The organism is Bradyrhizobium sp. McL0615, assembly GCF_049993905.1.
Lineage (GTDB): Bacteria > Pseudomonadota > Alphaproteobacteria > Rhizobiales > Xanthobacteraceae > Bradyrhizobium.
In genome coordinates this window covers 5,421,783-5,446,429 of the sequence record NZ_CP188254.1, presented here as the reverse complement: position 1 = coordinate 5,446,429, position 24,647 = coordinate 5,421,783, and the positions used below count along the sequence as shown (strand labels likewise).

Annotated in this window: 24 protein-coding genes; 9 read left to right on the top strand and 15 right to left on the bottom strand. The window is 63.1% G+C overall.

Features of this window, described 5'->3' with window-relative positions:
• Nucleotides 1-116: 116 nt before the first annotated feature.
• Both ACPPVP_RS25920 and ACPPVP_RS25915 read right to left on the bottom strand, forming a co-directional pair.
• Nucleotides 117-1,640: an undecaprenyl-phosphate glucose phosphotransferase gene (locus ACPPVP_RS25920; RefSeq protein ID WP_426538052.1), complete on the bottom strand. Its 1,524-nt coding sequence runs from the start codon at nucleotides 1,638-1,640 to the stop codon at nucleotides 117-119.
• A 139-nt stretch (nucleotides 1,641-1,779) separates the two neighbouring features.
• Entirely contained in the window at nucleotides 1,780-2,913 is a 1,134-nt protein-coding gene (locus ACPPVP_RS25915; protein ID WP_426525747.1) for a glycosyltransferase family 4 protein, read from the bottom strand.
• A gap of 255 nt (nucleotides 2,914-3,168) precedes the next feature.
• On the opposite strand from ACPPVP_RS25915, the gene ACPPVP_RS25910 reads away from it, so the two are divergent.
• Nucleotides 3,169-5,469, top strand: coding sequence for a GumC family protein (locus ACPPVP_RS25910; RefSeq protein ID WP_426525745.1), 2,301 nt, complete (start codon nucleotides 3,169-3,171; stop codon nucleotides 5,467-5,469).
• A 30-nt stretch (nucleotides 5,470-5,499) separates the two neighbouring features.
• Here ACPPVP_RS25910 and ACPPVP_RS25905 read toward each other — a convergent pair whose 3' ends face one another.
• Nucleotides 5,500-6,480 carry a Bug family tripartite tricarboxylate transporter substrate binding protein gene (locus ACPPVP_RS25905; RefSeq protein WP_426525743.1) on the bottom strand — a complete coding sequence of 327 codons (981 nt, stop codon included), beginning with the start codon at nucleotides 6,478-6,480 and terminating at the stop codon, nucleotides 5,500-5,502.
• 117 nt (nucleotides 6,481-6,597) lie between these two features.
• Here ACPPVP_RS25905 and ACPPVP_RS25900 point away from each other — a divergent pair, with 117 nt between their 5' ends.
• Nucleotides 6,598-7,560: a LysR family transcriptional regulator gene (locus ACPPVP_RS25900; protein ID WP_426525741.1), complete on the top strand. Its 963-nt coding sequence runs from the start codon at nucleotides 6,598-6,600 to the stop codon at nucleotides 7,558-7,560.
• Nucleotides 7,561-7,581: 21 nt separating this feature from the next.
• On the opposite strand, the gene ACPPVP_RS25895 is transcribed toward ACPPVP_RS25900, so the two are convergent.
• Nucleotides 7,582-8,772, bottom strand: a complete 1,191-nt coding sequence (locus ACPPVP_RS25895; protein WP_426525739.1) for a GNAT family N-acetyltransferase — start codon at nucleotides 8,770-8,772, stop codon at nucleotides 7,582-7,584.
• Between the two features lie 129 nt (nucleotides 8,773-8,901).
• Here ACPPVP_RS25895 and ACPPVP_RS25890 point away from each other — a divergent pair, with 129 nt between their 5' ends.
• A complete protein-coding gene (locus tag ACPPVP_RS25890) occupies nucleotides 8,902-9,954 on the top strand; it encodes a polysaccharide deacetylase family protein (protein WP_426525737.1) in 1,053 nt (350 codons plus the stop codon).
• 141 nt (nucleotides 9,955-10,095) lie between these two features.
• On the opposite strand, the gene ACPPVP_RS25885 is transcribed toward ACPPVP_RS25890, so the two are convergent.
• Nucleotides 10,096-10,452, bottom strand: a complete 357-nt coding sequence (locus ACPPVP_RS25885; protein WP_426525735.1) for a hypothetical protein — start codon at nucleotides 10,450-10,452, stop codon at nucleotides 10,096-10,098.
• Between the two features lie 221 nt (nucleotides 10,453-10,673).
• Entirely contained in the window at nucleotides 10,674-10,886 is a 213-nt protein-coding gene (locus tag ACPPVP_RS25880; protein ID WP_334481234.1) for a DUF2842 domain-containing protein, read from the bottom strand.
• 130 nt (nucleotides 10,887-11,016) lie between these two features.
• Between ACPPVP_RS25880 and ACPPVP_RS25875 the strand changes: the two genes are divergently transcribed.
• Nucleotides 11,017-12,108 (top strand): COX15/CtaA family protein, encoded by a 1,092-nt coding sequence (locus ACPPVP_RS25875; protein ID WP_426525733.1) that lies wholly within the window; start codon nucleotides 11,017-11,019, stop codon nucleotides 12,106-12,108.
• 150 nt (nucleotides 12,109-12,258) lie between these two features.
• Nucleotides 12,259-13,068, top strand: a complete 810-nt coding sequence (locus tag ACPPVP_RS25870) for an FTR1 family iron permease (RefSeq protein ID WP_426525731.1) — start codon at nucleotides 12,259-12,261, stop codon at nucleotides 13,066-13,068.
• Nucleotides 13,069-13,077: 9 nt separating this feature from the next.
• Here ACPPVP_RS25870 and nadC read toward each other — a convergent pair whose 3' ends face one another.
• From nadC to ACPPVP_RS25825, 9 genes are all read right to left on the bottom strand, one after another.
• Nucleotides 13,078-13,947 carry a carboxylating nicotinate-nucleotide diphosphorylase gene (gene nadC / locus ACPPVP_RS25865; RefSeq protein WP_426525729.1) on the bottom strand — a complete coding sequence of 290 codons (870 nt, stop codon included), beginning with the start codon at nucleotides 13,945-13,947 and terminating at the stop codon, nucleotides 13,078-13,080.
• Entirely contained in the window at nucleotides 13,944-15,497 is a 1,554-nt protein-coding gene (locus ACPPVP_RS25860) for an L-aspartate oxidase (RefSeq protein ID WP_426525727.1), read from the bottom strand. Before ACPPVP_RS25860 ends, nadC begins: the two co-directional genes overlap by 4 nt.
• On the bottom strand, nucleotides 15,494-16,480 hold the full coding sequence (gene nadA, locus ACPPVP_RS25855; RefSeq protein ID WP_426525725.1) for a quinolinate synthase NadA: 987 nt from the start codon (nucleotides 16,478-16,480) through the stop codon (nucleotides 15,494-15,496). Before nadA ends, ACPPVP_RS25860 begins: the two co-directional genes overlap by 4 nt.
• A gap of 54 nt (nucleotides 16,481-16,534) precedes the next feature.
• Nucleotides 16,535-17,491: an NUDIX hydrolase gene (locus ACPPVP_RS25850; RefSeq protein ID WP_426525723.1), complete on the bottom strand. Its 957-nt coding sequence runs from the start codon at nucleotides 17,489-17,491 to the stop codon at nucleotides 16,535-16,537.
• Between the two features lie 37 nt (nucleotides 17,492-17,528).
• Nucleotides 17,529-18,104, bottom strand: a complete 576-nt coding sequence (locus ACPPVP_RS25845) for a hypothetical protein (protein ID WP_426525721.1) — start codon at nucleotides 18,102-18,104, stop codon at nucleotides 17,529-17,531.
• A gap of 259 nt (nucleotides 18,105-18,363) precedes the next feature.
• The gene (locus ACPPVP_RS25840; RefSeq protein WP_426525720.1) at nucleotides 18,364-19,644 is read right to left on the bottom strand and encodes an O-acetylhomoserine aminocarboxypropyltransferase; all 1,281 of its coding nucleotides are present in this window, start codon (nucleotides 19,642-19,644) and stop codon (nucleotides 18,364-18,366) included.
• A 152-nt stretch (nucleotides 19,645-19,796) separates the two neighbouring features.
• Nucleotides 19,797-20,381 carry a CoA-binding protein gene (locus tag ACPPVP_RS25835; RefSeq protein ID WP_426525718.1) on the bottom strand — a complete coding sequence of 195 codons (585 nt, stop codon included), beginning with the start codon at nucleotides 20,379-20,381 and terminating at the stop codon, nucleotides 19,797-19,799.
• Between the two features lie 93 nt (nucleotides 20,382-20,474).
• Nucleotides 20,475-21,299: an enoyl-CoA hydratase gene (locus tag ACPPVP_RS25830; protein WP_426525716.1), complete on the bottom strand. Its 825-nt coding sequence runs from the start codon at nucleotides 21,297-21,299 to the stop codon at nucleotides 20,475-20,477.
• 111 nt (nucleotides 21,300-21,410) lie between these two features.
• Nucleotides 21,411-22,031, bottom strand: a complete 621-nt coding sequence (locus ACPPVP_RS25825) for a TetR/AcrR family transcriptional regulator (protein ID WP_426525714.1) — start codon at nucleotides 22,029-22,031, stop codon at nucleotides 21,411-21,413.
• Between the two features lie 106 nt (nucleotides 22,032-22,137).
• Here ACPPVP_RS25825 and ACPPVP_RS25820 point away from each other — a divergent pair, with 106 nt between their 5' ends.
• The 4 genes from ACPPVP_RS25820 (at nucleotide 22,138) to rpsI (ending at nucleotide 24,513) form a co-directional block, all read left to right on the top strand.
• Nucleotides 22,138-22,950 (top strand): crotonase/enoyl-CoA hydratase family protein, encoded by an 813-nt coding sequence (locus tag ACPPVP_RS25820; protein WP_426525712.1) that lies wholly within the window; start codon nucleotides 22,138-22,140, stop codon nucleotides 22,948-22,950.
• Between the two features lie 36 nt (nucleotides 22,951-22,986).
• Nucleotides 22,987-23,415, top strand: a complete 429-nt coding sequence (locus ACPPVP_RS25815) for a PaaI family thioesterase (RefSeq protein WP_426525710.1) — start codon at nucleotides 22,987-22,989, stop codon at nucleotides 23,413-23,415.
• A 155-nt stretch (nucleotides 23,416-23,570) separates the two neighbouring features.
• The gene (gene rplM / locus ACPPVP_RS25810; protein WP_426525708.1) at nucleotides 23,571-24,035 is read left to right on the top strand and encodes a 50S ribosomal protein L13; all 465 of its coding nucleotides are present in this window, start codon (nucleotides 23,571-23,573) and stop codon (nucleotides 24,033-24,035) included.
• Nucleotide 24,036: 1 nt separating this feature from the next.
• Nucleotides 24,037-24,513 (top strand): 30S ribosomal protein S9, encoded by a 477-nt coding sequence (gene rpsI, locus ACPPVP_RS25805; protein ID WP_108513524.1) that lies wholly within the window; start codon nucleotides 24,037-24,039, stop codon nucleotides 24,511-24,513.
• Nucleotides 24,514-24,647: the final 134 nt, after the last annotated feature.

Below are 24,647 nucleotides of genomic sequence, written 5' to 3'. Positions count from 1 at the left end.
CGTAACTAACTAAGACGCTACATTATCGCCCGTCATTGCGAGCGCAGCGAAGCAATCCATCTTTCCCAGCGATGCGCTATGGATTGCTTCGCTGCGCTCGCAATGACGGCGAGGCCTCAATACGCGTTCTCACTCTTGGTCATCAGCGCCAGCGGCGTCTTGAGCAGAATGTAGAGGTCGAACAGCACCGACCAATTCTCGATGTAATAGAGGTCGAACTCGACGCGCTTCTGGATCTTCTCGTCGGTATCGACTTCGCCGCGCCAGCCGTTGATCTGGGCCCAGCCGGTGATCCCCGGCTTGACGCGGTGGCGTGCGAAATAGCCGTCGACGGCCTCGTCGAACAGCCGGCTCTGCAACTTGCCCTGCACGGCGTGCGGGCGGGGGCCGACCAGCGAGAGGTTGCTCTTGAACACGACGTTGAAGAGTTGCGGCAATTCGTCGAGGCTGGTCTTTCGAATGAAACGTCCAACGCGGGTGACGCGCGGATCGTTCTTCGTCACCACCTTGGAGGCGGTCGGATCGGCCTGATGGTGGTACATCGACCGGAACTTGAAGACGTCGATGCGCTCGTTGTTGAAGCCGAATCTTTTCTGGCGAAACAGCACCGGCCCCGCGCTGTCGAGCTTGACCGCGAGCGCGACCAGGCCCATCACCGGCAATGCCAGCACCAGGATCGCGAAGCCGACGACGTGGTCGAACAGCCACTTCATCACCAGGTCCCAGTCGGTAATCGGCGCCTCGAACACGTCCAGCGTCGGCACCTTGCCGAGATAGGAATAGGAGCGGGGACGGAACCGCAGCTTGTTGGTATGGGCCGACAGCCGGATATCGACGGGCAGCACCCAGAGTTTCTTCAGCATCTCGAGAATGCGCGTCTCGGCCGAGATCGGCAGCGCGAACAGCACGAGGTCGATGCGGGTTCGGCGCGCCAGTTCCAGTACGTCGTCGACCTTGCCGAGCTTGGGACTGCCGGCGCAGGTATCCATCGCGCGATCGTCGTTGCGGTCGTCGAACACGCCGAGCACCTTGATGTCGGAATCATCCTGGATATTGAGCGCCCGGACCAGCTGCTCGCCGTTCTCGTCCGCGCCAACGATGATGGTGCGGCGATCAAGCCGGCCCTGGCGGGCCCAGCTACGCACCAGCGACCGCAAAAACAGCCGCCCGATCACCAGCGCCGCCAGTCCTGAGAAGAAGAACGCGGTGAGCCAGACCCGAGAAATTTCGCTGCCCAGCTTGACGATGAAAGATGCGCCGATGAACAGCAGGAACACGAAAGCCCAGGAAGAGATCATCCGGGTCATCTGGCGCAAATGGCCACGGAACAGCTGTACCTGATAGATATCGGCGGCCTGGAAGCAGATCACGGCCGTCGCGGCCACGCCGAAGATCGCCGCGAGGAATTCCCAGGTGAAGCCTCCGAGCGGAGCGACATATCCGAAATAGAGCGCGATGCCGATCGCGCTCAGGACTACGAAGTCGATGGCGCGAACAACGCCTGCGATCACGATCGGCGAATAGGCGCGGCTGACTTTCTGGTTGCTGACGGCGATGGCGGCAGGGCTGAGCCTGCGGCGGCGTTCGACCGGCGGGCGGCCGGCCGCGGTCATCGCGGACGTTGCCGCGGCATCAAGCATCGAGCGTGCATTAATCGGTTCCACTGGTCCACGTCCGTTCTGGAGCATGCACATAGGAACGTGCCTGCCGGTGCGGAATTCCCCACACCAACGGCTTACGGGACAAATCGGAAGAAACGGTTACGTTGGTAACGTACGGTTAACGATTGGCAAACGCGTCGCGGTAGCCGGCAAAGACGCCCTCGACCATCGCCTTCTGCGAAAAATGCATGAAGATGCGTTCGCGCAGCGATTTGGCCCGCTCCTTTGCTGCGGTCGGGTCTTTCAGTGCGGCGTCGATGGCGTCGGCCATAGCGGCGGCATTGCTCGGCGCAAACAAGGCATCGCCATGATTGCCGAAAATCTCGGGGATGCCGCCGATATTGGCGGCGATCATCGGAATGCCAGCCGCTGCCGCCTCGATAACGACATAGGGCATCGAATCGCCGCGGGAGGGAACCACCAGCAGCGAGCCTTTGGAGAAGCCATAGCGCGCCTTGACATGGCCGATGAACCGCACGGCCTCGGCGAGGCCGAACTGTTCCACCTGGGCCTTGAGGCTTGCGCTTTCCTCGCCGTCGCCCGCCAGCGTGAGCGTCACCGGACGGCCGGCGGCGCGCAGCTTCGCCACGGCGTCGATCAGGAGGTCCGCGCCCTTTATCTGCCGGAACTCGCCGACATAGATCAGGTCGGTGGCGTCTTCGGCCTTCACGACTGGATCGAACTCGCTGGCGGTGACGCCGTTGAACACGCATCGCACAAGCCCCTTCGGCGTGCCGATGGTGCGCTGATAGGTGTCGCGCGCAAATGCGCTTTCGAACAGGAACAGGTCGGTATGGTTCATCAGCGCGCGTTCGATACGGGCGTAGACGTTGCCCTTCAGCGTGGACAACGGATAGTGCAGCGAGCCGCCATGCGGCGTGTAGACCCGGATCCTGTCGCGGGAAGCGGTCTTGAGACGCATGTAGGTGCCGGCCTTGGCGCCGTGGCCGTGCAGCACGTCCGGCTTCAGTTCGCGGATCATCCGCTGAAATCGGGCCCATACCAAAAAATCACTCGGCAGCGGCTCGCGGCGAATCGCGGTGCGGTGAACACCGAGCTTGAGGCGTGGGGCGATTTCAGCCAGCGCCTGCTCGGCGCGTTCACCGCCGGTGAGGCTGTCGGCGATGATGCCGACATGATGGCCGCGGTCGGCCTGGCCGTTGGCGAGATCGAGGATATGGCGGAAAATGCCGCCGACAGGCGCGCGCGTGGCGTGCAGGATGCGAAGCGGCTCACCGTCAATGAGAGGCATGATCAGAACCAGTGCGCGCCGGCGAGCACGAGCGCAGCAACCGGACATGGGATTGGAGCGGGTACGCCTCGCATTACTAATCCTGAAAAAGTTGCCGCCCGATTAAGGCCTTCGATGGTTAACCAAAAATGACCGCATGCCAATAGCCTGTCCTTGCGGCCGGTGTAATGGGGCGAATTAACCCAGCGGCAACCATAATGGAGTGTACTCGGCCGGGTTCGAGCGGACCAGCAGTTGCGTCCGCGGGAGTGTGCGATGCGTTTGGCGTTCTGGCGTGCAGGCAACGACAAGCCGGTGGTGCAGCGGGCGATGGCCAGGCCTGCGCCTGCCGCTACGAAGCCCGTCTCCGCATCCGCATCCGCATCCGCATCCGCATCCGCATCCGCATCCGGCGATCTCGATCTGCATGCGCTCGGCCACGCGCTGATGCGCAAGCGAAGCTGGATCATCGTTCCGACGCTGCTGGCGCTGGTGGCATCGCTCGCCGCGGTCAACATGATCACCCCCCGGTTCAAGTCCGAAGCGCGCATCCTGGTGGACGGCCGCGAGAACGTGTTCCTGCGTCCGACCGGCGAGCGCAACGAGGAGCGCAGCGCGTTCGATGCGGAAGCGGTGACCAGTCAGGTGCAACTGGTGCAGTCGCGCGACCTGGCCCGCGAGATCATCAAGAAGAACAAGCTTGCCGAGCGTCCCGAATTCGATCCGGTGCTGCAGGGATTTTCGCCGCTGAAGTCGTTGCTGGCCCTGATCGGGATCGGCCGCGACCCGTTCTCGCTGACGCCGGAAGAGCGTGTCCTGGAAGCCTATTACGATCGCTTCACGGCCTATGCCGTCGACAAGTCCCGCGTCATCGTCATTGAATTCCAGTCGCGCGATCCCGAGCTTGCCGCGCGCGTCGCCAACTCGATTGCGGAAGGCTATCTGGTGCTGCAGCAGGATGCGCGGCAGCAACAGGCAAAATCGGCGGGCCAGTGGCTGTCGGGTGAAATCGAAAGACTGCGCAAGAAGGTGGCCGAAGACGAGTCCCGCGTCGAGGATTTCCGCTCCAGGTCGAGCCTGTTTGTCGGTACCAACAACACCACGCTCTCCAACCAGCAGATGGGCGAAATCAACACGCAGTTGAACAATGCCCGCGCGCTGAAATCGGATGCCGAATCCAAGGCGCGGCTGATCAAGGATATGCTTCAGAGCGGCAAGCCGATCGAGGCGTCCGAAGTCCTCAACTCGGAACTGGTCCGCCGGTTGTCCGAACAGCGGGTGACCCTGCGCGCGCAGCTGGCCGAGCAGTCGTCGACGCTGCTCGGTGGCCATCCCCGCATCAAGGAGCTGAAGGCGCAGCTTGCCGATATTGATCGCCAGTTGCGCGAGGAGGCGAGCAAGATCTCCCGCTCGCTCGAGAATGACGCGCGCCTCGCCGTCGGCCGGGTCGACGGCCTGGCGGCAAGCCTCGACCAGTTGAAGAAGCAGGCTTCCTCCAACAACGGCCAGGATGTGCAGCTCCGCGCACTCGAGCGTGAAGCGAAGGCGCAACGCGATCTGCTCGAATCCTATCTGGCGAAATACCGCGAGGCGAGCGCCCGCGAGAGCATCGAGGCGGCGCCGGCCGATGGCCGCATCATCTCGCGCGCCTCCGTTTCCAATACCCCGGCCTACCCGAAGAAGCTGCCGATCGTGCTAATCGCGACGCTGGCGACCTTGCTGCTTACTTCGGGCGCCATCGCGACCGGCGAACTCTTGCGCATGACCGCGCCGCGGAGACCCGGTGCGGTTTCGGCGGACATTGAGCGCGAAATTGCACCCGAAATCGTCCTGACTGCTCCGCCGAAGCCAGTGCGAGCGCCGGCGATCGCGCCCGAACTTCCCGCTGCCTCAACCGTCGAGCCAGTCGACATTCCTGATCTCGAGCTTATTGAGCCCGCGATAGATGCCCCTCGGATGGATTCCGTGCTGGAAACCAGTGAAGTCGAGCAGGTGGCGGATATGCTGGTTGGCGCTGACGCCGCGGCGCGCAAGGTGACCGTGCTCGGCACGGCATCGAACGACAGCATCACGCTGACCGCGCTGACACTGGCGCGGCTGATGGCGCAGCAGGCAAAAATCGTGGTCGTCGATCTCGTGGCATCCTCGCCGACAATGACGGCGGCGTCAGCCGATCCGGTTGCGCCCGGGCTTGCCGAACTGATGCAGGGCGAGGCGTCGTTTGCGCAAATCATCACCAGGGACCGGCTGTCGCGCGTTCATCTCGTCAGCGCTGGACGTCCGGGCTTCGACCGCGCGCAGCTTCAGTCGCCGCGGTTGACGCTCGCGATCGACGCGTTGCTGCGGGTCTACGATCATGTGCTGCTGGATGCCGGCGCGGCCTCCGATCTGCCGGCCGAATTGCTGACGTCACAGGCGCAGGCCGTCGTGGTGCCGGACGAGTCGATGACGCAGGACGCGCGCGCGCTGATGTGCGACCAACTCAGGGCAGTTGGCTTCTCTGAGGTGACGATGCTGAGCGAGCCGTGCCAGCCGTCCGATGTAGTCGAGCCGGATCAGCGTGTGTTTGCGGCCTAAGCGGTATCTCGTTCTCGGGAGCCGACGCTTTCAATCAGTCGGGGTGAATGCCGTCGTTTGCACGATGGCTTTCCATCGCCGGGATTCAGATGCAAGAAGGCGAGCAAATTCGTCCGTGGCGATTGCGTCAATCTCGACGCTCAGTTTCGCTATGCCGGATTTCACCTCTTCGGTGCGCAGAGCACGTTGAATGGCGCTATTCAGCCTTTCAACTCTATCCGGTGGAGTCTTCGCCGGTACGAAAAAGCCATACCAGGTAAGATCCTCAAGCGCGGGATAGCCGGCCTCCGCCATTGTAGGTACATCGGGAAGGAGTGGGCTGCGGCGCGGACCGGTGGTCGCCAGCGCGCGTAGCTCTCCGGATTGAACAAGGGCCACCGAGCTGCCGATCGGCAAGATGGCCGATGCGATCTCGCCTTTCAAGAGGTCCTGAATTGCGCCCCTGCCTTGATAGGGGACGTGAAGATATTCGAAGCCTGCGGTGCGCCCCAGCATTGCGCCTATGAAATGCAGCGAGGTCCCAACACCGGGCGTGCCATAGGTGGCGTGCCTGGGGTTGCCACGGCACCATTCGACGAAGTCCGCAAGCGTCCTTGCCTCGCTTGGCACCTTCGGCCCTACAATCAGCGATGTCGCGAATGAGACGGCGGTCGACACCGGAGTAAAATCCCGCGGCTCGTATCGGAGCGTCTTGTAGACATGCGGAAAGAGCGTGATGAAGCCGAGCGGCGCGAACAGGATGATCGATCCGTCGGCCTCGCCAGCTTTCACCGCCTCCACCGCGACACGGCCACTCGCACCGGGCCGGGTTTCGATGACAATCGACGCCGCATAATCCTTCATCTGGTCGGCAATCAGCCTTGCCACCGCGTCGGGCAGTCCGGGCGTGTACCCCGTCAATATATGCGCGGTCGTCAAGCGCGATTGTGCGGCGGCCTGCGGTGGGAGACCAACTGCGGGAAACACGACGCTGGCCGCTGCTCCCGTCAACAAATGGCGACGCGTGATCATGGAATGCCCCCGCGGCTGCAACGATTAGACGCAGCCTGGGCGAGGATGCTTGAAAGCGAGCATACCCGTCCAATACTACTATGTGAGGGTTTCATAACTGTTTTGATAGGTCACACCATGCAACACATCGAGCGAGCACGCCGCCGCCTGAAACTGCGTGATCTGCATATCCTGCTTGTGGTTGCGCTGCGTGGCAGTATGGCGAAGGCCGCGGCCGAGCTTGCAATTTCACAACCGGCCGTTTCGCGGGCGATCGCCGATATGGAGCATGCGCTCGGCCTTCAACTGCTGGACCGCAGCCGCAACGGCATCGAGCCCACGCCGTACGGCCGTGTGCTGATCAAGCGGGCCGTGGCAATTTTCGATGAATTGACGCAGGGCCTGCAAGAGCTAGAGTTTCTGGTGGATCCGACCATTGGACAGCTCCGGATCGGGTGTTCCGAGAGCGTTGCGGCTGGCCTGCTTCCGGCCGTGATCGACCGGTTCACGCGACATCATCCAGGTATTCGCCTGGATGTGGTGCAGACCGTGCTCAGCACCACGCATTACCGGGAATTGCGTGAACGGAGTGTCGATCTGTTGTTGGGGTGGATTCCGACTTCGTTCGCCGAGGAAGATCTGGTCGTGGAATCAGTGTTGAACGATCCACGGGTGGTCGTTGCTGGCACGAAAAGCAAATGGGCGCGGTCTTCCAAACTAAGCCTGGCTGATCTTGCCAATGACGCCTGGATTTTGCCTCCGCCGGATACTTTTCCAGGTCTGGCCACCGCCGATCTGTTTCGCGAAAGCGGATTGAACATGCCTCGCACGCCTCTCATGACGCTGTCGCTTCACCTCTGCAGCAGGCTGGCCGCGACAGGGCGCTTTGTCACCCTGCTGCCAAGTTCGGTCGCGCAGTTCGGCGGGCGCGACCTGTCATTGAAGGTGCTTCCGGTCAAGCTTCCACGAACATCGGCGGTATCGGTTGCAATCGTAACGCTGAAGAACCGCACGCTGAGTCCGGCTGCCAGGATCTTTATCGAATACGTTCGCGAGTTCGCGAAGTCCATGGCAAGCGGGCCGCAGGTCCGCAAGTCATGAGTTGTGCGCCGGCCGTTTCGCTTAGCTGAACGCGTTGCGCAGCTTCTGCGCCATATCCAGCAATGCCGGATTGTGCTTCACCATCCGCTTGGTGCGGTTGAGCCCGGACATGACGCTGGCGGCAAGCTTGCCGCGCTGGCTGAGCGGGATGAAGCTGTCGAAGATCGGCTCGTCGTCCTTGCAGAACAGCCGCTTGTAATCGTCCGATCCGATCCCGAGGTCGAGGGCGCGGTAACCTTGTCCGGCATAGTGATCGATGATGTCACGCATCAGGATCAGGCCGGGGCTGTATTTCGAATTAGCCGACATCGTGTAGGTATTGAACATCATCGAGAAGCGATGGCCGTCGGCGACGCCGGCGAAGATCGCGATCACTTCCTCGTCGCATTCCAGCGCGTGAATATCGATGGCGTGCTTGCCGCCCGAGAGCGGTGCGGTACAAGCGCCGCGGACAAACTCCTCGATGCCGGGATCGGCGAACACATTGGGCAGCTTCTGCTCGGCCATCCGCAGCGGTTTGATGCGGAAGAACCAATCGAGCAGCCGCGCGATGTCGGCTTCCGACGACGCGACGTGACTGCGATAGCCGGGCAGGGACTGCAGCTTGCGCTCCTTGCCTTTGAGGCGGCGCCGGAACGAATTGCTGACCAGCGCCGCAGGCGCCGCGCCGGACTCCATCACCAATACCGGGCAATCATTGGCGGAGGGCTGATGCGGCAGCAGGGCAAGCGGGTTGGGCAGATCGCGCCAGCGAAGTGTTTGCTGATGCAGGGTGAGGACGTCGGCTTCGGACCGCTGTGAGATCGCTAATATCAGGCCTTCGAGATCGGCCTGCGTTGCGCTGGCGGCGAAATCGCGGTCGAACAGCGCCATGTTGAAGGTGGAATGCTTGCCGCCCATGAAGCTGGCGCAACGGGCGCCGTAGGCCTGCCTGAGCGCGAGCGGAAGCAGCAACAGCGGACGGCGCTCCGAATCGTACGCGATCACGATAAAGGGGGCGAGGCCCTCGCGCTCGCCGACCTGCCGCTGCCACGGGCTGAGGAAGTCGAACCGTTGATATGGCGTGAAGGAGGCCTGTGCGTCTTCCAGCTTGCGCCAGATGGTTTCCGCAGCGGCGAGGTCGTGAACGATGTCGATGGCGGCGACGCGGCTCTCCTTCGACCATCCACTTGCATCCGCCGTCCGGTCTTCAATCGCGGCAGCCATGGTCATCGCAAAGCCCGTGCTATATGAAATTGTTTACAATTTTCGGCTTGGGCCGACCTTCGCAGGGAAATGTCAACAAAGGGTAATACAATCCGGCCGCGGCGGGGGGCAGCGCGACTGGTTAAGGGCGGGACGTTGACGTCGGATATCGGAATTTTGCGGCGTGCCGGGATGGAGCTCGCCTATTTCAGCGGCTACTTCCGGCTGAAGCAGCGGCAGACCGGCGGCGCCGGCGTCATTCTGCGATTCGAGCGCGTGCGTCCGCGCGATTCCCGCCCGTTTCAGCCGAACCAGTGGCGCGAAATCACGCCGCAATTTCTCGACCGGACGATTCGTGCGCTCAAGCGCTGGAACTTCGATCTGGTCACGATGGACGAAGTGTGCCGGCGGGCGGTGACGCTGCCAAAGGCCAACCGCTTTGCCTGCCTGACTTTCGACGGCGGCTGCAAGGATGTCATTACGCAGGCCTATCCGGTGCTGTCGAAGCACGGCGTGCCCTTCACCATCTACCTGCCGACTGCGTTTCCGGACGGGATCGGCGAAGCCTGGTGGCTCGTGCTGGAAGAAATGATCAGGCGCGAGGATCGCATCAGCCTGATGATCGACCGCAAGGAACGCCGTTTCGCGACTGGCAGCGTGCCGGAGAAACATGACACGTTCGAATTTCTGGCGAGCTGGATGCGGACGTTGCCGCCGCTAGATCTTTCGTTTGCGGTCCACGACCTCTGCACGCGCTACTCCGTCGATCTCGCGGCGCTGTCGCGCAACGCGTCGATGGATTGGGACGATCTGGCGAAACTCGCGGCCGATCCGCTTGCGACGATCGGCAGCGCCACGGTGAACTATCCCGCGCTGTCCAATCTGAAAGCGGCCGATGCGCAACGTGAAATGACCATGGGCAAGGCCGTCGTGGAGACGGCCTTGCGCCGTCCCGTCAGCCATTTCGCCTATCCGTTCGGCGACCCAAAATCCTGGCGCCGCGAGCATGTCGTGATGGGGCAGGAGGCAGGCTTCGCCAGTGCGGTATCGACGATCCCGGGCGTCGTCGAGGCCAGAGGATATACCAATCTGCACGCGCTGCCGCGGATCGCCTGGGATGGGCGGCAGGGTTCGCTGCGCATGATGCGCGTGATGCTGTCCGGCATCATGTTTCCGCAGGTCAGGCCGAGCAGGGATAACTGGGTTTAGGGCGTGAGTTCATAATTCCGCAACGCCTATCGGCGTGGCGATGTCCAAAATGTCCTCGGAAGCGGCGATCCCGAACTGCTTTCGGTAGGTCTCGATTGGGGCGACCCGTTGGAAACGACAATGAACAGCAGCTTGGAATAACTAAAACATGCCTCTGGCCCGATAGTACGCGGCTCCCATACAAACTGGAACGCCGATGACAAAAACCAAAGCGTTGGCAAGTGCGTCTCGTCTATGATCTGACATTTCAAGTCGATTGAGCAGGAAAAGCAGAACGCCTGCGATGACGACTGCCAGGGCGACAGCCACTGCAAGACTCACTGTCTGCGTAGTCCGGCCATCAAAGCCCATTGCCGATACGCCCAAATTGATCGGCAAGAAGACTGCACTCGCCGGAAGGCCCAGCAGGAACAACGCGAGCACGGCCGCAATCTCGCCGACCCCCGGCGTAGCAATGGCGACGAATACAGCAACAAAAGCCCACCCGAGGACCGGCATTCTCAAAACTCCACAGAGACGACCGACAGTAACTCAAGGTTGTTAATTGCTAATTCAGCTAGTTAAACAATTGGTGCCTTCAGAAAAGCTCGCGTTGTAGCGGTTAGGGCGAATGCGACGGCGGTTATGGGATTACGAGGCGAAATTTCGGAGCGACGAGCGCATGTCTGCCTTAGCCGCTCAAAGCGGACGTCTCTCGTTCTATGCGTAAACGCTCTAATCTAGGCGGCGCGGTCCGGCCGCGACATCCAGCTGATGATCGGCATCGCCGGCAGCACCCATCCGAGCCCGGCCACGACATAGAAGATCGCCTGCAGCAGGCCGGAGTTGGCCAGCCACGGTGTCTGGGCGATGGTCATTCCCAGCAGCGACCACACCACGACCAGCACCAGCAGGGCGATGGTTCCGAAGAATTTGCGGGTGCGTATCGTCATGGCGGTTATGTGAGGCTCTTTGTTGGGTTCTTGGCGGGTTGCGCGCGGGAAGGGGCGGACTATAAGGGGCGCGCCAATTCAATCAAGCGCGCCTTAAGGCAAGCCAAGACCAGCTTACAAGACGGGTTTTATGACCGGTAGTTCCGTACAAGAGGCCCCGCATCCCGGCGCCGTCCGGTGGTGGCTGATCGCGGTCGCTGCGCTGATCGCGGTCATGGTGCTGGTCGGCGGCGCCACGCGGCTGACGGAATCCGGATTGTCGATCGTGGAATGGAAGCCGGTTACCGGCACGCTGCCGCCGCTCAATGAGGCGCAATGGGCGCAGGCGTTCGAGGGCTACAAGGCGATCCCGCAATACCGCGAGCTCAACGCGGGCATGAGTCTTGCTGAGTTCAAGGCCATCTTCTGGTGGGAATGGAGCCACCGCCTGCTCGGGCGCGTGATCGGCGCGGTCTATTTGCTGCCGTTCCTGTACTTCCTGTGGCGCGGCGCGATGAGCCGTGAGCTGAAACGGCGGTTGTGGATGATTTTTGCCCTCGGTGCGCTGCAGGGCGCGGTCGGCTGGTGGATGGTTGCATCGGGCCTCACCCAGCGGACCGAGGTGTCCCAGTATCGGCTGGCAACGCATCTGGTGCTGGCGCTGATCATTTTTGCCTCGATCGTCTGGACGCTACGGCGGATGGGCGCGCGTCCGCAGCCCGTGGTCCCCCGGCGGCTGAAGCTCTCCGCCGTGGCCTTGCTCGCCCTGACTTTCGTCCAGCTTTATTTCGGCGCGCTGGTCGCGGGGCTGCGCGCGGGCAGGGTGTACAACACCTGGCCCGAGATCGACGGCGCCTTCATTCCGTCGGCGGCGCGGCTGTGGTTCGAGGAGCCGTGGTGGCGCAATCTGTTCGACAATACGCTCACCGTGCAGTTCGAGCACCGGATGACCGCCTATGCGCTCCTGGTTCTGGCGGTGCTTCACGCCATCGACGCCATGCGGTCGCGGGGTGGCGCGGCCGTCATCGGCGGTGCGTGGTCGCTGGTCGCGGCGATCATGCTGCAGGCTGTGCTCGGTATCCTCACGCTGCTGCATCAGGTGCCCATCGATCTGGCGCTGGCGCATCAGGCTACTGCAATCGTGGTGCTGACGCTGGCGGTCTCGCACACCGAGCGGCTGGCAGCACGCCGCGTCGCGCACGACCGGCAGAAGCTGGTTCTGCCGATCGGGCAGCCCGGCTGAAATTGAGCAATTCTAATCTGCCGGCATTCCGGGAAGTGCCCGATTTGCGGAGGTTTCTTGCTGTACGACGTTATTGACGCGTTTGTGCGGGCCGCGCCGCTTTACTTGGATGGTTTGGGCGATAAAACGAAACGAAAATAGGTTCGTTTCATGTCCTCAGCATTCATCCAGGCCGCCGTCATCCTGCTCCGCGAGGGGCTCGAAGCCATGCTCGTGATCGCAGCGCTGGCGGGCTATCTGACCAAGGCCGGCGCCGGTCACCGCATTCAGGCGCTGTATGGCGGCGCACTCGCGGCCGTCGGCGCCAGCATTATCGCCGCCTGGCTGTTTGCGGTGCTCAATTCGGGCGAGCACAGCGATGTTCTTGAAGGTGTCATCATCCTCGTCGCCGCCGCGCTGATGCTCTATGTCAGCGGCTGGCTGATGGTGAAGCAGGATCCGCGCGGCTGGCAGGGATATCTCGCGCACAAGGCCGATACCGCTCTGTCGCAGGATACGGTGTGGGCGGTCGGCGCGCTGGCGTTTCTGGCGGTGTTCCGTGAGGGCGCCGAAACCGTGCTGTTCATCAACGCGCTGGCGACGGCCGAAGGCGGCTGGAGCGCCGGCCTGTTCGCCGGCCTGGCGGCTGCCACCGCGGGTCTTGCCGTGCTGTTCTATTTCATCAACCTGATTGCGCGGAAGCTGCCGCTGCGGCCGTTGTTCATCATCACCTCGGCGTTCCTGTTTGCCATGGCAATCAAGTTCATCGGCGAGGCCGTGCAGGAGTTCCAGGAACAGGCGATCATCACCGTCACCGAGGTCAAGGGCTCGGCGTTCCTGACCGCGATCGGCCTCAATCCGTCCATGGAAGCGCTGTCGATCCAGGGCTTGGTGATCCTGTTTGCGCTGGCGACCTATTCGGTGTTCCAGCGCAACAACCGCCTGATGCGCGAGGACAAGGCGATGCGCGCGGCCGAGTAGCTTGCCGCGCTACGCTGCCTGCCGATTGAGTCCGAGATAATCCAGCCCGATATCGAGCGCGGCGGAACTGTGCGTCAGGCAGCCGGCCGAAATCAGGTCAACACCGGTCGAGGCGATCGCCTTGGCGGTCTCTGCCGTGATGCGGCCGGAGGCTTCCGCGATCGCCCGGCCGCCGATCATCGCCACTGCCTGCCGCAGTTGCTCAACCGTCATGTTGTCGAGCAGCACGGCATCGACGCCGATCGCAAGGGCCTGTTCGAGCTGCGGCAGCGTATCGACCTCGACCTCGATCTTGACGAGGTGGCCGGCATGCGCCTTTGCACGCTCGATCGCGGTTCTGACGTCGCCGGCTAGCGCAACGTGGTTGTCCTTGATCAGGACGGCGTCGTCGAGGCCAAAACGGTGATTACTGCCGCCGCCGGCGCGGACCGCATATTTTTCGAGCGTGCGCAATCCGGGCGTGGTCTTGCGGGTACAGACGATGCGCGCCTTGGTGCCTTGCGCCGCCGAGACCAGCGAGGCCGTCGCGGTGGCGACGCCGCTGAGATGGCAGAGGAAGTTCAGCGCCGTCCGTTCGCCGGTCAACAGCCCGCGCGCCGGCCCTTCGATCGCCGCGATCACATCGCCCGGCGCCACCACGGTGCCGTCGGGCCGCTCGGCGGTAAGCCGAATGGCGGGACTGACGAGCTGAAATGCACAGCGCGCGATGTCTAAGCCGGCCACCACGCCGGGCTGGCGCGCGCGCAGCACCAGCGAGGCGTTTCTGTCGGCCGGCACGATCGCATCGGCCGTGATGTCGCCGGCGCGGCCGAGGTCTTCGAGCAGGGCGGTTCGAACCAACGGCTCGTACATGAGAGGCAGAAGCGGCGTAAGCGTCACGGCTGGGCACTCCTAACAGACAGAGATCCGGATTCAGCGATGTCGCGGGCGGTGTCGAGCGCGTCCGCAAGCGAGATGGATGATGGCAGGGCGGTGCGTAGAGCGTCGGGGAAGTCAGTCCGATAATGTCCGCCGCGGCTTTCCTCGCGCCGGTACGCTGTAACTGCGATCATTAATCCAACCAGCGCGGGATCGGCTGCGGCGCTGTGGCCGCTGGCGAGCGGATAGAGGCCGCGGATCGCGCGTTCGATACCGTGGCGCTCGCGGAGCACGCCGAGGCCTTGCGACAGGATCGGCCGCACGGCGGAAGGGTCGGATGCGGGGGGAGGTGCATTGGCCGTGCGTGTTTTCAGCGCGCCGCGGCTCGCGCCCTGGACGCTTTCCGCGACCCATTGTGCGCAGACGATGGCTTCCATCAGCGAATTGCTGGCGAGCCGGTTGGCGCCGTGCAGCCCGGTGCGGCTGACTTCGCCGCAGGCCCACAGGCCATTCACGGTGCTGCGTCCCTCGATATCCACGGCTATCCCGCCCATGTGGTAGTGCACCGCCGGCCTCACCGGAATCGGATCGGTGGCGGGATCGATCCCGGCCATTTTGCAGAAGGCGGAAATGACAGGATAGCGTTTTGCAAATTCCGCTCCCGGATGTTTCCGCGCATCGAGGAAGACGCGATGGCCTTCGGCACGGCGACGCCAGACGGCGCGCGCGACGATATCGCGGGGCGCAAGCTCGGCGCCGGGCTGGTCCGCCATGAAGCGCTGCCCGGTGTCGTCGATCAGGATGGCGCCGTCGCCGCGCACGGCTTCGGTCACCAGCGGCATCGGGCGCGACGGCCCGTCGAAGGCGGTCGGGTGAAACTGGATGAACTCGAGATCGGAAAGTTTTGCGCCCGCGCGTGCAGCCAAGGCAAGCCCCTGGCCGAAGCAGCCGGCAGGATTGGTGCTGTCCAAAAACAGGCCGCCGATCCCGCCGGTCGCGATCACGACGCGGCCGGTATCGATCACCAGCGGACCCTGCGCATTCACCGCGAGTACGCCCTTGATGGCATTGTCCTCGACGATCAGGCTGCGTGCCTCGACGCCTTCCAGCAGCGTGATGGTCGGGCAGCGGCGCACCGCTGCGATCAGGGCGCGCATGATTTCCCGACCGGTGCCGTCGCCGGTGGCGTGCACGATCCGGTTGCGGCCGTGCGCGGCTTCCAGGCCGAGCCGCCAGCCGCCATCCGGCCGGCGGTCGAAAGCGACGCCAAGTCTGGCAAGATGCTCGACCGCCGCGGGAGCCGCGTGGACGATCCGGCTCGCAACGGCTTCATCGCAAAGGCCCGCGCCTGCGGCGAGCGTGTCGGCCAGGTGCAGGGCAGGGGCGTCGTCCCCGCCCATCGCCGCGGCAAGCCCGCCCTGCGCCCACAGGCTCGACGCTTCCGCACCAAGCGGCGCCTTCGACAGCAGCAGCACCGGCTCCGGCGCCATCTGCAGCGCCGTCATCAATCCGGCGGCGCCGCCGCCGATGATGACGGGACGGTTGTTGAGCGCTGAAATCTCCGTGCTCATATCGCCAGCATCCTTTCCACCGCGCGCCGGGCCGGGCCCGCGATCGCGGGATCGATCGTCACCTCGTGCCGGCCGGTTTCCAGCGCATGGCGGATGTTCTTCAGCGTGATCCGCTTCATGTGCGGGCACAGATTGCAGGGCCGGATGAACTCCACGTCGGGGTGGAGCACCGAAACGTTGTCGCTCATCGAGCATTCCGTCAGTAGCACGACCCGGGGCGGTCGCTGCTTGCCGACGAAGTCCGACATCGCTGCCGTGGAGCCGGAGAAATCGGCTTCCGCGACTACTTCGGGCGGGCACTCCGGATGCGCCAGGATGGTCACGTCGGGGTGATTTTCGCGCAGTTGCCGGACGTCCGACGCCGTGAACAGCTCGTGCACCTCGCAATGGCCCTTCCATGCGATGATCTTGACGTTGGTCTGCGCGGCGATGTTCTGCGCGAGATATTCATCGGGCAGCATGATCACGCGCTCGACACCGAGCGACTCCACGACCTTGAGCGCATTACCCGAGGTGCAGCAGATATCGGATTCAGCTTTCACCGCCGACGAGGTGTTGACATAGGTGACGACGGGGACGCCGGGATAACGCTGCCGCATCAGCCGCACGTCCTGCGCGGTGATGGAGTCGGCCAGCGAACAGCCCGCCGCGAGATCCGGGATCAGCACGGTCTTTTCCGGGTTCAACAGCTTGGCCGTCTCGGCCATGAAGTGGACGCCGGCCAGCACGATGATGTCGGCATCGACCTTGGTGGCTTCGCGCGCCAGCAGCAGGCTGTCGCCGACGATATCGGCGACGCCGTGGAAAATTTCAGGCGTCTGGTAGTTGTGCGCGAGGACGACGGCGTTGCGGCTTCGCTTGAGTTCGAGGATGGCGTCGACGTCCTCGGCGAAGGTGGCCCATTCGGGCGGCGGGATGACCCGTTTGACCCGATCGTAAAGCTCTGCGGAACGTGCGCGTGCAGTGGAGCTGAGGTTCGCCATTTATACTCTCCTTGAGTATATATTGGCTTATACTTATCCTGAGTATAATGGATGTCAAGTGCGGGAAAGCGGGAGCTTGGTTCCAGCGATCGCCCGTTCCGCCAGCACGCCATGGCGGAACCGGAACAGCTTGGCGGGGCGGCCGACGGTGTCAGCGGCGATTGCGCCAGTTTCCTCAACGAGTTGCTGCTGCTCGATCAGGCGGCGAAAGTTCTGCTTGTGGACCAGCCGGCCTGCAAGCGCCTCAACACTGCGTTGCAGTTGCAGCAGGGTGAATTCCGCCGGCATCAGTTCGAATACCACCGGACGGTATTTGATCTTGGCGCGCAACCTCGCGATGCCGGTGGCGAGAATGCGGCGGTGATCTCCACTCATCGGCCGGCCGGGAATGACGGCAGTGGCACCTGCCCCGTCACGCACCGCTTCCGGAATCAAGCCGGCCTCGTAGAGCAGTTCGTAGCGCTGCAGGACCAGTTCCTCATTCCATTCGCGCTCGTCGAGGCCGAACGTAATGGCGACGCGCTGCCAGCGTTCGCGCTGCAGGCCGGCAGTAGCTGCGGATTTCGACCACGCCCGCAGCCGCGACGCCAATGTCTTCGCCAGCGCCGCGGGGAGACCGGCCCGTTGATCCTCCCAGGGGAAGTAGTCGTACCAGCCGGACCAATGCGCCTCAAAGCCCGCCCCGACCTGGTCTTCGCGGGTGAGGCCGAGATAGCTGATCGAGATCGAATGTGGCAACTTGGCGTCTCCGCCGCGCCCGCGATCCGCAAAGGTGTAGAGCTGTTCGACATAGCCGAGCGGATGGCCGGTCTGCGCCTCGACCCATGCCCGCAATCCCGTCTGCAGCGAGCGGTGCGCAAATTCGAACGGGCCGCTCGGCAGCGCGCCGTCGTTGGCGATGGTCATGATCTTGGGCTCGCCGTCGGTCACGGCGACGAGAACGGCGACGAGATCCGCCGTGGTCGCATTGGCAGCGCCCGTTCTGCTTGCTTTCCGCGGTGCCCCTGCCACGTCGGTTTTCCGTCTCCGTTGTTTGGTCAGTGTGTGTTTAGCAATAGCCGTAGACGCCGCAAGCATATGGCAGCCGGTTCCAGTACGACGGACTGCCGTAATAGGGCCCGTCATAGCTGTAGGAATGGCTGGTGCCGTAATAGCCGGGCAGCGTGGAAGAGCCCGGCAGCAGCGGCGCGCCGAAGATGCGCGGCGCATAGGGTTTGATGCCGCCCGATATCAGCGGCAGATCGAGGCTTTCTTCTTCGACCACCACCGTGCGGCCGCGGCGCACGTAAAGCGGCGCGGCGCCGGGGGCAACGGTGGTGCGGTATTTGTAGTGCGTGCGGGGCAGGCCCGGCGGCAATTGGCCGGCGGCGCGAACCGTCGCGCGCCGGGCGGCGGCTTGCCTCTCGATCCGCTTTGCTGCGGCCGGGCTGGGAGCGGGTGCCGTGGCGGCCGGGGGCGCTTCCGGCTTGGCGGTTGCCGGAGGTTCGGCGGACTTGGCTGCAGGACTGTCGGCCGTGGTCGCCGCTGCGGGGGCGTCGGCCGGCTTGGCGGCACCGGAATCCTGAGCCGCAACGGTTCCAGCCGCGAACATCGCGGCCAGGAATGGCGTCATCCAGCGCAGCATCGTCGTCTCCGAATCATCAAGGGCGGCTCAGCGCCACTTTATGCCGGAATGCGCATTAACGAGAGGGGTGTGATTTTAGGTGGTTAGTGGGGCGGTGACCAACCTCACCCTCGCTCGTCATCCCCCGCGAAGGCGGGGGATCCAGTATTCCAGAGGCGTCAGCGATTGAACCGATAGGCCGCAGCGTACTGGATCCCCGCCTTGGCGGGGATGACAGTCTTTGTGGGGCAGCACTAATGCCCTGCAACGACGAGCGGTCTTACGCGCTCAGCGCCTGCTCCAGATCCGCGATCAGGTCTTCCTTGTCCTCGATGCCGATCGACAGGCGCACGACGTCGGGTGCGGCGCCGGATTTCACCTTGGCCGCGTCGTCGAGCTGGCTGTGGGTGGTCGAGGCCGGGTGAATCACCAGCGAGCGGGTGTCGCCGACATTGGCCAGATGCGAGAACAGTTTCAGGTTCGACACCAGGTTGACGCCGGCGTCGTAGCCGCCCCGCAGGCTGAAGGTGAATACGGCGCCTGCGCCCTTCGGCGCGTATTTGCGCGCGAGCTTGTTGTACTTGTCGCTGGCGAGGCCGGCATAGTTCACCGAGGCCACCGCGGAATGGCCGGCCAAAAATTCCGCGATCGCCTTGGCATTCTCGCAATGCTTCTGCATGCGCAGCGGCAGCGTCTCGATGCCGGTCAGAATCATGAAGGCGTTGAACGGCGAAATCGCTGGACCTAAGTCGCGCAATCCGAGCACGCGGCAGGCGATCGCGAAGGCGAAATTGCCAAACGTCTCCTGGATCCGGATGCCGTGATATTCCGGCCGCGGCTCGTTGAGCATCGGATATTTGTTGTCCTTCGACCAGTCGAAGGTGCCGCCGTCGACGATGATGCCGCCGAGCGAATTGCCGTGGCCGCCGAGAAATTTGGTCAGCGAGTGCACGACGATATCGGCGCCGTGATCGATCGGACGGATCAGATACGGCGTCGCCAGCGTGTTGTCGACGATCAGCGGCACGCCGGCCTTGCGGGCCACTTCCGCGATCGCCTCGATATCGGTGATGCTGCCGGCCGGGTTGGCGATCGATTCGATGAAGATCGCCTTGGTGCGCGGCGTCACCGCGCGCTCGAAGCTTGCGATATCGTCGGGGTCGGCCCACGCCACGTTCCAGCCAAAGCTCTTGAACGCATGGGTGAACTGGTTGATCGAGCCGCCGTAGAGTTTTCGCGCCGCAATGAATTCGTCGCCCGGCATCAGCAGTTGCTGCAGCACCACGACCTGCGCCGCGTGTCCCGAGGCGACCGCCAGCGCCGCGGTGCCGCCCTCCAGCGCCGCAATGCGCTCTTCCAGCACGGCGGTCGTGGGATTGCCGATGCGGGTATAGATGTTGCCAAACGCCTGCAGCCCGAACAGCGAGGCGGCGTGGTCGGCGTCGTTGAACACAAAGGACGTGGTTTGATAGATCGGCGTCACCCGTGCGCCGGTGGTGGGATCGGGCTGCGCGCCGGCATGCACAGCAAGGGTCGAAAATCCCGGGAGACGGTCGGTCATTCTATGCGTCCTGTTGTTTTGGCTTGTTTCAAAAATGCGCGGCATGCTGATCGCAGCCGCGTGCGCCGTCAAGTTCGGTGGATGACAAATTGGATTAGAAACGGGCGTACTTCTTCGCGCCACCTTGTCGAAACGTTTATTTCACATTCAGGTCACGTCAATTCGTTCTTGTTCTTCGCGGCACGGTCCGATGCCGCGGTCGCACCGCCGCCAACGCTGGTCCGGTTCAGCGACAGCCGCATGCCCTGCGTCGGAATCGGCGCGCGCTTCGAACTCAGCGTGCGCGAATTGACGCCCATCCATGAAATTTCCGACGACAACCGCCCATACTCGATCTTCGGGCATCGGTTCATCACGACCTTGAGGCCGGCGGCTTCGGCCTTCTCGGCGGCCGCGTCATCGCGCGCGCCGAGCTGCATCCAGATCACTTTCGGTGGTGACGACAATGCAAGAGCTTCGTCGACGACCGGCATGATGTGGCTGGAATTGCGAAAGATGTCGATCATGTCGATGGGGCGGCCGATGTCCGACAGCGAGGCGACGAAGGGTTTTCCGAGCAGGCTTTTGCCGACATGGCCGGGATTGACCGGAATCATGTCGTAGCCGCGCTGCGCGAGGTATTTGAAGGCGAAATAGCTCGGTCGCACATTGGCCGGCGAGGCGCCGACCATCGCGATCGACTTCACGCCGTTGAGGATGCTGCGGATGTAATCGTCGTTGTAATTGTCGTGGTTCATTCTATCCTCTTGCGTCATTGCGAGCGCAGCGAAGCAATCCATCTGTCCGTTATGCCGCGCTATGGATTGCTTCGCTGCGCTCGCAATGACGGGTCACTTATCCTGCCATTTCGGCTCGCGCTTCTCGATGAAGGCGCCGATGCCTTCCTCGGCGTCGCGCGCCATCATGTTCTCGGTCATCACTTCCGCGGTATAGCGATAGGCGTCGGCGAGGCTCATTTCGGCCTGGCGATAGAACGCCTCCTTACCGAGCTTGACGGTGTAGGCGGATTTGAGCGCGACCTTCTGTGCCAGCGCGATCGCCGCATCGCGCTCGGTGCCGGCGGCGACGACGCGGTTGACGAGGCCGATATTCTTTGCCGTTGCCGCCGAAATCGGTTCCCCCGTGAGCAGCATCTCCATCGCCTGCTTGCGCGGAATGTTGCGCGACAGCGCCACCATCGGCGTCGAACAGAACAGCCCGATATCGACGCCGGGGGTAGCGAAGCCTGCAGCCTCGGAGGCGACCGCGAGATCGCAACTTGCCACCAGCTGGCAGCCGGCGGCGGTGGCGATGCCCTGCACGGCGGCGACCACGGGCTTCGGCAAATGCACGACCGCCTGCATCATCGCGCTGCAGGCGTCCATGATCTGCGCGAAATAGGCGCGGCCGCGATCGGCATCGCTGCGGCGCGCGGTCAGTTCCTTCATGTCGTGGCCCGCGGAGAAGGCCGGACCATTGGCCGCGATGACGACGGCGCGGACGCTGTTGTCGTCATGGATTTCTTTCAGCGCGCCATGCAGCTCGGCGATCAGGCCCTCCGACAGGCTGTTGCGCGCCGCCGGCCGGTTCAGGGTGAGCAGGCGGATGCTGCCGACGTTTTCCTGCAGCAGGATCGGCGGTTGCGGCGCTGCGGCGCGGGCGGGCTGGCTTGTCATCAAAATATCCGGTCTTTGGCGAGATGCGTCATACCGACATTGTATGCCATCGGCCGATGGATGCGAGTCCCCACATGGTTGAGCGCGCCGGATAGTCGTAGCCCAGGGTTCTCACCCCCGTTGCTTCGCGGTCAGCGTCAGGATTGCGCCCTCGACAAAGCGTTCCATCAGATTGAGGGCCGAAGCCCCGAACATGCGAATGCGGCCGGTATGGGCCAACAACAGCAGCCCTGCCGCGTGCGCGAAAATATCCGCCATCGACGCTCGCGCCTCCTCGCGGCGGGCGCCCAGCGCCAGCGCGGCCTCGGCGATTGGCCGCAGCGCGGATTCCAGCGCGGCATTGAGCATGTCGTCGCGCTCTTTGCCGAGGCCGTGCGGTTTCATGCCACCACGAAACAGGTAGAAACCGAGATCAAGGTCTCTCGGATTGTCGGAGTAGTAGCGGAAGAATGCCATCGCCGCAGCCCGAAGCCGATCGACGGGTGTCTTGGTGCGAGCGACTGAACGATTGACGGCCTGTTCGAGATCGGCGAGCGAGTCTCTCAAAACCTCCGCGTAGATCGCTTCCTTGGACTCGAAATGGAAATAGAGCGCGGCCGGGGTGTAGCCCGCTGCGCCGGCTATCGCCCGCAGCGACGCCCCCTCCAGCCCGTCGGCTTCGAATACCTTGCGGGCGGCATCGAGGATCAGCTCGCGCTTGTGGTCGCTCACGGCCTTCCTGCGGCCCGTCATCCGTTCTTTCGCCATCCGGTTTCAATAGCACACTTGACGGTTTATTTAACGGTGTTAGAATTTCTAACGATGTTAAATTTAATGAACGGTATACGGGAGGCTCGCGATGGCAGTCAGGATCGAAAAGGATGGGTCGGTATGGACAATCGTTCACGATCGGCCCGAGGCCCGCAACGCCATGGATCCGAAAAGCGCGGATGACCTGACCGCAGCCTTTCTTGAATTCGATGCGGACAAGGGTGCCGCCGTTGCGGTGTTCCATGGCGCGGGTGGCGCGTTCTGCGCCGGGTGGGATCTGAAATATGTCAGCACGCTAAATGCAGCTTACCCGCTCGCCGAACTCGACATTCCGACGGCTCGGCCGCGCGGCAATGGCGGCGAAATCCCGCGTGGACCGCTGGGACCCTCCCGTCTCGAATTGGACAAGCCGGTCATTGCCGCGATCGAGGGGCCTGCCGTTGCCGGTGGAATGGAATTAGGACTGTGGTGCGACTTCCGCGTGATGGCTGAGGAGTCCTATTTCGGCGTCTATTGCCGTCGCTGGGGCGTTCCGCTGATCGACGGCGGAACCGTGCGGCTCCCGCGTATTGTTGGCCAGGGCCGCGCACTTGAGATCATTCTCACGGGACGAAAGGTTCCGGCGGAGGAATGTCTGAACATCGGCTTGTGCGAATATGTCGTCCCGAAGGGGGACGCGCGGGCGAAGGCGGAGGAACTCGCGCGGGAGATCGCGCGGTTTCCGCAGGTATGTGCCCGCGCCGACCGACGGTCGGCCATCAAGAGCCATGGCCTTACTATCCGCGAGGCGCTGATTCAGGAATGGTACAACGGACGCGAGGCGTTGATCGAAGACGGCGTGGCTGGGGCAGGCCGCTTCAGCGGGGGACTCGGCCGGCATGGGGATTTCGTGAAAATTTGATAATGGTTCGTCTTGCCGGTTCCTGGAGCCGCGATGATGACAGCAGCGCGAATGACTGCGGCTGAACTCGATGTCTTCCTGCGCACCGAGCTTCCGCAAATGTTTGACTATGACGATCTTACGATCGAGCATGCCGACGGTCGCACCTGTCGGATAAGGCAACGCTTCCGCGAGTCCATGCTTCGCCCCGGCCGAACTGTCTCCGGGGCGACACTGATGGTGCTGGCGGATTGCGCGATGTATGTGCTGCTGCTGTCGGCGATCGGCCCGGTTGGGCTTGCAGTGACGACTAATCTCAACATCAATTTCTTGCGCAAAGGCCTGGCCGGTCAGGACGTGCTGGCGGTTGCGAAGCTGTTGAAGCTCGGCAAGCGGCTGGCGGTTGGCGAGGTCAACCTGCTGTCGGGTTCGTCGCCCGATCCGATCGCCCATGTGACGGCGACCTACTCCATTCCAAACACATAGGGTTTTGAACGGTAATATTACACCATATTTATAAATGATTGTTTTTGCTAGGGTAATTTGTGCGAATTGGCGTTGACGGAAAGCGCGTCGTTCTCTAGAAACCCGCCCAGTTCGGCGCATCTGGCGCCGATTTCCATTTTCACGGATTTCCTCACATGAAAACCTATTCGGCAAAGCCCGCCGAGGTGACGAAGAAGTGGGTCTTGATCGACGCCAAGGGTTTGGTGGTCGGTCGGCTCGCCACCCTGGTCGCCATGCGCCTGCGCGGCAAACACCTCCCGACCTACACGCCCCATGTCGATTGCGGCGACAACGTCGTCATCATCAACGCGGCGCATGTCGTGCTGACCGGTCGCAAGCGCGACAACAAGGTCTACTACAAGCACACCGGCTTCATCGGCGGCATCAAGGAGCGCACCGCGAAGTCGATCCTCGAGGGTCGTTTCCCCGAGCGCGTGGTCGAGAAGGCCATCGAGCGCATGATCCCGCGCGGCCCGCTCGGCCGCGTTCAGATGGGCAATCTGCGCGTTTACCCCGGCGCCGAACATCCGCATGAAGCCCAGCAGCCCGAGACGGTTGATATCGCTTCGATGAACCGCAAGAACATGAGGGCCGCATAAGATGTCGGATACCATGCAGTCGCTCGACCAGTTGGCGTCATTGAAGACGGCCGCTCCGGAAGCGCCGAAATACGTCAAGAAGGTCGACAAATACGGCCGCGCCTATGCCACCGGCAAGCGCAAGGACGCGGTCGCCCGCGTCTGGATCAAGCCGGGCGCCGGCAAGATCGTGGTCAACACCCGTGAGGTCGAGGTTTATTTCGCCCGTCCGGTGCTGCGGATGCTGATCCAGCAGCCGCTGGTCGCCGCCGCGCGCGCCGGCCAGTACGACGTCATCTGCACGGTCGCCGGTGGCGGTCTGTCGGGCCAGGCGGGTGCCGTGCGTCACGGCATCTCGAAGGCACTCACGAACTTCGAGCCCGATCTGCGTGGCGTCCTGAAGAAGGGCGGCTTCCTGACCCGCGACTCCCGTACCGTGGAGCGCAAGAAGTACGGCCGGGCGAAAGCGCGCAAGTCGTTCCAGTTCTCGAAGCGCTAATTGCTTCGCTAAAATTTGCAGCGTATTGCTGCATTCCCGAGACGAAAAGGGCGCCCAATCGGGCGCCCTTTTTGCTTACCATTTAGTGACCGGTTACCACGGATTTTCGTGAAAACTTGCTTACCCGCACGAAC